Origin of the sequence: Leptolyngbya sp. AN02str (assembly GCF_050565595.1) — a bacterium.
Taxonomy (GTDB): Bacteria; Cyanobacteriota; Cyanobacteriia; order Elainellales; family Elainellaceae; genus Kaiparowitsia.
Map to the genome: position 1 here is coordinate 45,127 of NZ_JBNXVR010000047.1, position 7,237 is coordinate 52,363.

General features: G+C 48.6%; 9 protein-coding genes. 2 read left to right on the forward strand and 7 right to left on the reverse strand.

The genetic code is table 11. The features are described from left to right. Positions 1-300: 300 nt before the first annotated feature. The 7 genes from ACQ4M4_RS24625 to ACQ4M4_RS24655 form a co-directional block, all read right to left on the reverse strand. A complete protein-coding gene (locus tag ACQ4M4_RS24625) occupies positions 301-1,257 on the reverse strand; it encodes a threo-3-hydroxy-L-aspartate ammonia-lyase (protein WP_430687127.1) in 957 nt (318 codons plus the stop codon). A gap of 182 nt (positions 1,258-1,439) precedes the next feature. Continuing rightward, positions 1,440-1,988, reverse strand: a complete 549-nt coding sequence (locus tag ACQ4M4_RS24630; RefSeq protein ID WP_430687128.1) for a DUF1499 domain-containing protein — start codon at positions 1,986-1,988, stop codon at positions 1,440-1,442. 90 nt (positions 1,989-2,078) lie between these two features. Then, complete coding sequence (locus ACQ4M4_RS24635; protein ID WP_430687129.1) at positions 2,079-2,513, reverse strand: SRPBCC domain-containing protein; 435 nt, start codon at positions 2,511-2,513, stop codon at positions 2,079-2,081. An 82-nt stretch (positions 2,514-2,595) separates the two neighbouring features. Further along, positions 2,596-3,087, reverse strand: coding sequence for a GNAT family N-acetyltransferase (locus ACQ4M4_RS24640; protein ID WP_430687130.1), 492 nt, complete (start codon positions 3,085-3,087; stop codon positions 2,596-2,598). A gap of 1 nt (position 3,088) precedes the next feature. Beyond that, positions 3,089-3,211, reverse strand: a complete 123-nt coding sequence (locus tag ACQ4M4_RS24645) for a hypothetical protein (protein WP_430687131.1) — start codon at positions 3,209-3,211, stop codon at positions 3,089-3,091. Between the two features lie 54 nt (positions 3,212-3,265). Beyond that, complete coding sequence (locus ACQ4M4_RS24650) at positions 3,266-3,799, reverse strand: GNAT family N-acetyltransferase (RefSeq protein WP_430687132.1); 534 nt, start codon at positions 3,797-3,799, stop codon at positions 3,266-3,268. A gap of 823 nt (positions 3,800-4,622) precedes the next feature. Then, on the reverse strand, positions 4,623-5,222 hold the full coding sequence (locus ACQ4M4_RS24655) for a tRNA-(ms[2]io[6]A)-hydroxylase (RefSeq protein ID WP_430687133.1): 600 nt from the start codon (positions 5,220-5,222) through the stop codon (positions 4,623-4,625). A gap of 425 nt (positions 5,223-5,647) precedes the next feature. Here ACQ4M4_RS24655 and ACQ4M4_RS24660 point away from each other — a divergent pair, with 425 nt between their 5' ends. Together ACQ4M4_RS24660 and ACQ4M4_RS24665 are read left to right on the forward strand one after the other, a co-directional pair. After that, the gene (locus tag ACQ4M4_RS24660) at positions 5,648-6,274 is read left to right on the forward strand and encodes a sigma-70 family RNA polymerase sigma factor (protein WP_430687134.1); all 627 of its coding nucleotides are present in this window, start codon (positions 5,648-5,650) and stop codon (positions 6,272-6,274) included. A 540-nt stretch (positions 6,275-6,814) separates the two neighbouring features. Continuing rightward, positions 6,815-6,961, forward strand: a complete 147-nt coding sequence (locus tag ACQ4M4_RS24665; RefSeq protein ID WP_430687135.1) for a hypothetical protein — start codon at positions 6,815-6,817, stop codon at positions 6,959-6,961. Positions 6,962-7,237 lie beyond the last annotated feature (276 nt).

The window sequence follows — 7,237 nt, forward strand, 5'->3', positions numbered from 1 at the left end:
TTTACGCCGCATGCAATGCTTCAGTTCCAATTAGAACAAACGCTACGACTCAAACCAGCACGTTCAGCTTTGGCGATGCGTAGCGTTGCAGCATCATCTGCAAACTTGCACTCATTGTATCTACGAGTTACCAAATTCGGGCAGCGTTCCACGTTTTCCTTCACGAATCCCTAGAGACGACCTGTGGAATGACCCAACCCAAGGAGTTTCCAAGTAATCAGTAATCGTTCAAATATAAGATCCCAAAGCCCTGTGCCCGCACAGGGCTTTGGGGTCTAGCTTTTAATGGCGTCGAGGTACTTAGCACCAATGTTTGAGCTGCTGTAAATCCACATTGCCTCCGCTTAAAATGATGCCAACTCTGGCACCGGGAGCGATCGCCCCCCCTTCCAACAACGCTGTTGCGGCTAGGGCTCCGGTCGGTTCAACCACCAGTTTCATGCGTTCCCATAGGTAAAAAAGTCCGCGCAGCAATTGCTCATCGGTCACGGTCAGAATGTCGTGAACGTAGTGCAGTACCAGCGGAAACGTTAGGTCACCTAGCGATGGCGTGCGTGCCCCATCGGCGATGGTATCGGGATTGGAGACCGTTTGTAGCGTTTTTGATTTGAATGAGCGCGCGGCGTCATCCCCAGCGGCGGGTTCCACGCCAATCACTTTGCAGGCTGGGGATAGGGCATGGGCGGCGATCGCACAGCCCGACAGCAAGCCACCACCACCACAGCACACCAGTAAGTAATCTAGGTTGCCCACATCTTCCAACAGCTCATGGGCTGTCGTGCCTTGTCCGGCAATAACCTGGGGGTGATTGTAGGGGGGAATGACGGTTGAGCCGCGTTCTGCAGCGAGCTGGGACGCCAACTGTTCTCTCGTTATCTCGGCGCGATCGTACAAAATCACTTCTGCGCCGTAGGCCTGGGTGGCGGCCTGTTTGACCGCTGGCGCATCGTTCGGCATGACGATGGTTGTGGCAATGTTGAGTAATTGACCTGCCAGGGCGATCGCCTGGGCATGGTTGCCCGATGAGTAGGTGAGCACCCCACGCAATCGCTGGTCTGAACTGAGGTGGGCGATCGCGTTGTAGGCTCCCCGAAACTTGAACGAGCCCGTACGCTGAAAATTCTCGCATTTGAAAAAGACCTCACATCCGGTGCGAGCGTTGACCAGGCGCGAGGTCATCACCGGAGTGCGATGGGCAACGCCTTGCAATGTTTGTATAGCTCCTACCACATCGGCATAGGTCACTGGCAGCGACATCCGGCCCCCTCTCCAGGTTCAAAACAAGAGACCTCCTGCATGAACGGTTGCACAGTGCAACCGTTCATGCAGCAAACAGCCACTCTTGCAGGAGGTCTACTCCATATCAATGAATTAAAAAATGAACGACTTTGCCGGATTAACCCAATCCAAAGTCGATCCAACGACCGTGATTCAAGCCATTACGCTGCAAATTGAGTGCGAAGCGCTTCTATACGCTTGCGGTTGAGACCCAAGTCGGACTGGCCCAAACGGGAAGCAGAGCGAACGTGAATGACTTTAGCAGCATCATCTGCAAAAAATTCCACGTCATCCACATAACCCATGAGTGGTGTCGTGAACTCGGCGTATAGATAAGAATCGGTTGCGGTAATGATTTCGGTGCGTTCTGTGGCTTCAATGATGCCCTTGAGTTTGGCGATCGCATCGACAGCGCTACCGCTGTAAGCAAACGGCTCGATAAAGTGTTCGGCATCGCTGTTGGAAGCCTGACTGTTTACACAGTTGGGAGAACCCGGACAAGCCGCTAGCTTGCCGTCCTTCACTCCCAAATTGCTGGGACGAGTGCCCGAAAACGAAAAAAGAGACTTTTTAGCCGCCATAACTTGTGCAAAAGGTTGTGCAAACGATGGGTTTAGGGAATATGGGCTATTGGAATGCGCGATCGCCGATGGCATAGCGCCAAAGGTCACGATTCCTGCAAACAGCACCATGACCAGAGCTTTCAGCATAAAGGGAAAATGGTAGAAAAATACGCTTAACAGTGTAGAAGGTAAATCGATGAGTCCGCCAATTGATTACTTTCTAGTTGTTCCAAAAAGTCAGTAGCGCTCGACAAATTGCTTAAGTTCCCAAGCCATGCGGCGAATTCCCTGTTGTTCATCTTGTCGAATGAAGGGAAGAAATACATTCGCTAAAGCGCCAGAAAAATAGATGTGATGTAAATACTGAGTGCGGTTTCTTCCCAAATCTTGGAGTTCAAACACATGCTCGCTTTTAAAGCCCGGTGCGTGATAGGTGAAGCTAAGGGTGGCTTCGGGCTGTAAGCGGGTAATGTAGGATTCAATTTCGGTTTCGGCTTCGCTAGAGTCGCGCTTGACAGACAGTAACACGCGATCGCCCTGCCGAAATGGACGATTGGGTGTGAGGTCGTACAAATAGGTATTCCACTTTAGCCAATGATCTTTGCGAACGAGCGATCGCCATACCTCTGCTCGCGACGCATTAATTTCAATTTCGGTATACAGGCTCGGCATAGGACAGAGACCAGCACAATAAACTTACAACTCCCAGGTCAAAGCAGGCAATTCCTCCCTCGACAGGTTCAGTGACATTTGATCAGTTCGCTTCCTTGATTAGTTTGACGTAAACGCGATCGCACCGTTCCGTTTCCACCCCCATACTTGGCTCATAGCCACTGCTCTCGTAAAGCTTGACCGCTTCTTTTAATACGGATGCCGTTTCAATCCAGATTTGCCGATAGCCCTTTGCCGCGATCGCCTGTTCTAGCTCACCCAGCAGAAATCGACCCAACCCTTGACCGCGCGCATCTGCCAGGAGATACATTTTACGGATCTCGACTGAGCGATCGCCTCGTTCCACGGGATAATAAGCCGCCGTACCGACCAATCGCCCATCCTGCTCAATCACCCAAAACTCACCACCCGTTTTTAGGTATGCGTCTTCAACGTGCCATACATCCTGGTCGGCACCCTGAGGTTCGCATTCTAGGTTGTACTCTGCCAACACCGACCGAATCAAATCAAAGGCAATCGGGCGATCGCTTGGTTGCCAGTCTCGAACTACAAAATCTCGATAGGTCGTGTTCATTTCACTCGGGTCCATCTACCAGTACTCGCCAAACCGTGCCGACAAAGCACACCCAACGATTTTGGATTGTACCTTGCTCAACCATGCCAGCGATCGCGGCCATAAATAGCCAACGATTGTTCATCCAATGCTCATCAATCATATGAAGCCGACAACGAAGCCGATAAACTTACAAACCTTACGACCTCAACCAATCAATTCGATATTCCAACAAATTTAATTGCCGTCCACTCAGACTCATGACATGAATTTGCCGAGCAATTTTGCCGCCTAAGCTCTCAGGAATTCGACGACTGGGATAATTCTCTTGATCAACTGAATAAGAAATGAATCGATAGTCTAAGTATTCATCTGCCCAATGCTTTAGCCGATGAATTGCTTCTCGACCATATCCATGACCCTGGGCGAGTTGCTTCAGCCAGATTGCAAATTCTGGTGTATCCGTGTTAATTCTATGAATCCCACAAACGCCTAAAAACTCACGCGTAAATCGATGCAGAATGACATTGTGAAGGTCGCATCCGATTTGCTGTTGGCGCATGGCACAGCGAATATCCTCAATGGCTTCACCTAGGCTGGCATAAGGTTTGGGATACATATAGCGAGCAACCTCGGGTGTAAATTCTAAAAAAACAACATCGCGGTAATCCAAGGTTAGGGGTTTTAAACAAACTCGCTCTGACTCTAATATTAGGTTTACAAAGTCACTCATTGCGATGCACCCAAATGAGCATGCTGAACGGAATAGCAAATTTAAGAAATAACACCAATCCGTTGATGCCAAGTTTATTGTTGAACCTATCTCGTTCAACTTACCTTTTCAACACAAATCGGCCAAGAAAAGCAGTGCTGCCTGAACAGCAGAGAACGTTTTATGTTGAGAAACATATCATGAAAAATTTAAGCAGTTAATCCAACTCAGGTCAGTATGCTGTGACGCTATCACCCCCAGATTGAACCATCTGAACTGAAGAACGTTATATCAAAAGCATCTATATTCAGTGTTGACTTGTTCTTAAGTCAGAATACGCTTCGCCACAGTAGAATTTTACCCATGCGGGCAAAGCTCTATCGTGCGGTTACAGGACAAGATGATTTACACGACAAAAGTATGAATCAGTTGCATGATGCAACACATCCTCAGCCCACAGCTCTGAAAACAACAGGACTTGTGCAGTTGAATGATGTTTGGATCACTTAGCACTCCAAACATCATTCAATCCTCTGGCTTTTCGGATGCAGTGCGGAAGTCCTGAACAAGATAGATGCTGCTGGCTGGAACCGATTGCAAAGAGTGAGTCTCAAGAAAACTTACTCTCACAAGACTTGCCCTTACCAAATTTGCTCTTGCAAAGGGCGATCGCAACATTGCAAACAGAATTGCAATAGAACGATGGAGCCAAGATACGCACCCATCAACCCCAAAAAACTAGTGCAGCGTCACAGCTAAGTTTTAGGGTAAACCCCTAAGGGGTTTACCCTAAAACTTTAAGTTGACAGACCACTAGTGCAAAGAATGCGAAAAAATCTAAAACCTAGCTGTGAATACGGGGTTCTGGGTGGAGCGTTTCTAAAATGCTACTTTCAATGATGGCCAATTCATGTAAACGGCGATCGACGGTTTCTCGGTCGTAATAGGTCGTCGCCAAGGTCCAATAAGCGCCGTAGTGTCGAGCTTCCGAGGCCATGAGACCTCGATAGAAGGCGGCCAAGTCTGGTTCGGGGCAATGCGCTGCCAATAAGCCCAGTCGCTCATGGCTTCGAGCCTCAATCAAAGCCGAAACCAACAAAGAATCCAGCATGCGATGAGGTTCTTGCGGTCGAATGTGCTTATTCAACCCGGCACCATAGGGCGGCGGAGTGAGTGGGGCTAAATCAATTCCTCGTCGATCGAGCCATTGATTGACCAGCTCAAAATGTTCTAATTCCTCTTGGGCGATCGCTGTTAGTGCCCGTACAAGCTTGGCGCTTGATGGATACCGAAACATGAGATTGAGTGCTACGCCTGCCGCCTTACGCTCGCAATGCGAGTGATCCAGCAAAATCGTATCTAAATGAGCGAGTGCTTGCTCAACCCAAGCCTGAGACGTTGGCTGTTGCAAAAATTTAATGGTTTTGGGCGTAAGAGTTTCCACAACGTTGCCGCTTGATTGACATCCAAAAAACTAGCGCAGCGTCATAACGGTAATTTCGGGTCACTCCCGTAAGCAATGACCTAAAAAGTAAAGCTGACCAACAACTAGTTCTTGCTGATCTTACGGTATTAACGCGGCTGTCGGCCAGATGAGCCTAGTCACTTAAAACTACGCTCAAAACTACGCTATTTCGTCTGATTAAGCGGCTTCGGAAAATAAAATCTGTTGCTGAAACAGCTGCAACACATACTGCAACACCTATCCCTTACAAAAGATTAATGGAATTGTTCAGGTTCACACGATGGCTGGGCAGCCGACATCTTGGCAATGCCTGTAGAGCACGATCGCCCTTGTAATTAACCAGACCCTAACCTGATCTGTCCGTTTTTCCTTTGCTTTGTTAGCCCCCTTCAAGGAGTAAGCCCATGTTTGAAGATCCTCTGCCTGGAGCCCACCCTAGCGCTGGTCAGCCCAGCAACCCACCGTGCGATCGCCTCCCTGATATGGCGCTTCTACTCGCTCCAAACGTTCGAGCCGCCATCAATCGCCTAGCCCGTCGAAAAACGTACGGTACTGAAATTTCTTGGGAAGATGCCGCCCAAACTGCCTACCTGCGCATCCTGCAGCAGTTCCGAAACGGACGCTTTGCTAGAAACCACGCCAACTATAACGTTCAGGGATGGGTTATGGTAGTGGCCCGCAATGCCATTCTTGATCTGTTGAAAGAGGCACGTCGCAAACGCGCGCTCAGCTTGGATACCGTCATTGCTGAGTCGAACGAAACCTATCTTGACCAGCAGCGTTATCCTGTCGATGTTGCGATGCAGCTAGAGCATCGAGACTTTGCGATCGCAGCCATACACATTATTGCCAAACTCGATCAGCAGCATCCCGAACGCCACTATCTCAAAATTGTGCATGGTCGGTTCTATCAAAATAAAAGTCAAGCCCAACTTGCACAAGAACTCAACCTCAAACAACCCACCATTTCTCGGCGATTGGCTCAACTGCCTCAAGTGGTAAGGCCGCATCTAGATGTGGAGTTTGGCTAGCTGCATTCTTCCTTATCTAGGGCGATATCTAGGGCAATCGCACCCATCACTATCGATAGGTTCGCCAACTGGTTGCCCTAAATGTTTGCCATACATCTCATGAGCATCAGTTTCGGCTAAAGGCTTTTCTGGATGTTTCATGGTGCCAACATTCAGAAAAGCCCTTGTTCTCATGCGCAACATGCCCACAAAAATCTGAATATTGTTCACTTTTTCTTCTGTAAAGAATGGTAGCTTAGGTAACAATAAACTCGCCGAATTCCTTATGATTTGAGTGGGAATGCCTAACCACTGCTTCCCGCTCTCCAAAAAATTGAATACTGATTAGCTGTTAAGGCATTCTCATCGCGTCTAAATCCATCCTTGTCGGATGTTCCAACGGTCACTATCTCCACTTACCGTTTGGCTGGTTGCTGTTGTTTTACATAGCCAATCTGCGATCGCAACAGCAGCAAAGCAAGAACGCAGCGAAGACGTGGTTGTGAGGGGCTTTGACCAGCTTAGGTCAATCTCTGCAGCTCTTTACGCGAGGCCAAATTTATGAACTTGTTCAAGATTATTGGTAACGCCATCCGCTACATTTACGACGGTGCTTTCGAAATTTTTAGTCCAAATCGTGACCACTATCCCAACACAGGTGTTCAACCGTTTGAAGGAGACCCATACTCCGAATCTGCCGATCGATGAGTGAGAACAGCTAGCCTCCATCAGTTTTCTATCGTTTGCTAATTCAACGTTTGTTCCATGGCCCAATGTTTTGTAAGAGAACACTGGGCTTTTTGCATTGGGCTTTTTGCGATGTCGCTGCGTGCGCTAAACTCAACCCGTCATAAATTAACCTGAGTTATGGATAAGAAAGGGAGGGACTGGATAAGCTGAGCTTTAAGAGAAACATCAGCAGAGCCCCTCCTATGACTAGTTTAGACGAAGTGTTTTGTGACATCGACGACTTTTGCCAACGCT

What these genes read in the sequence shown, in the direction of transcription:
- ACQ4M4_RS24645 (WP_430687131.1), bottom strand. Translation starts at nt 3,211, where the DNA reads ATGAACAATCGTTGGCTATTTATGGCCGCGATCGCTGGCATGGTTGAG.
- ACQ4M4_RS24660 (WP_430687134.1), top strand. Translation starts at nt 5,648, where the DNA reads ATGTTTGAAGATCCTCTGCCTGGAGCCCACCCTAGCGCTGGTCAGCCC.
- ACQ4M4_RS24650 (WP_430687132.1), bottom strand. Translation starts at nt 3,799, where the DNA reads ATGAGTGACTTTGTAAACCTAATATTAGAGTCAGAGCGAGTTTGTTTA.
- ACQ4M4_RS24665 (WP_430687135.1), top strand. Translation starts at nt 6,815, where the DNA reads ATGAACTTGTTCAAGATTATTGGTAACGCCATCCGCTACATTTACGAC.
- ACQ4M4_RS24640 (WP_430687130.1), bottom strand. Translation starts at nt 3,087, where the DNA reads ATGAACACGACCTATCGAGATTTTGTAGTTCGAGACTGGCAACCAAGC.
- ACQ4M4_RS24625 (WP_430687127.1), bottom strand. Translation starts at nt 1,257, where the DNA reads ATGTCGCTGCCAGTGACCTATGCCGATGTGGTAGGAGCTATACAAACA.
- ACQ4M4_RS24630 (WP_430687128.1), bottom strand. Translation starts at nt 1,988, where the DNA reads ATGCTGAAAGCTCTGGTCATGGTGCTGTTTGCAGGAATCGTGACCTTT.
- ACQ4M4_RS24635 (WP_430687129.1), bottom strand. Translation starts at nt 2,513, where the DNA reads ATGCCGAGCCTGTATACCGAAATTGAAATTAATGCGTCGCGAGCAGAG.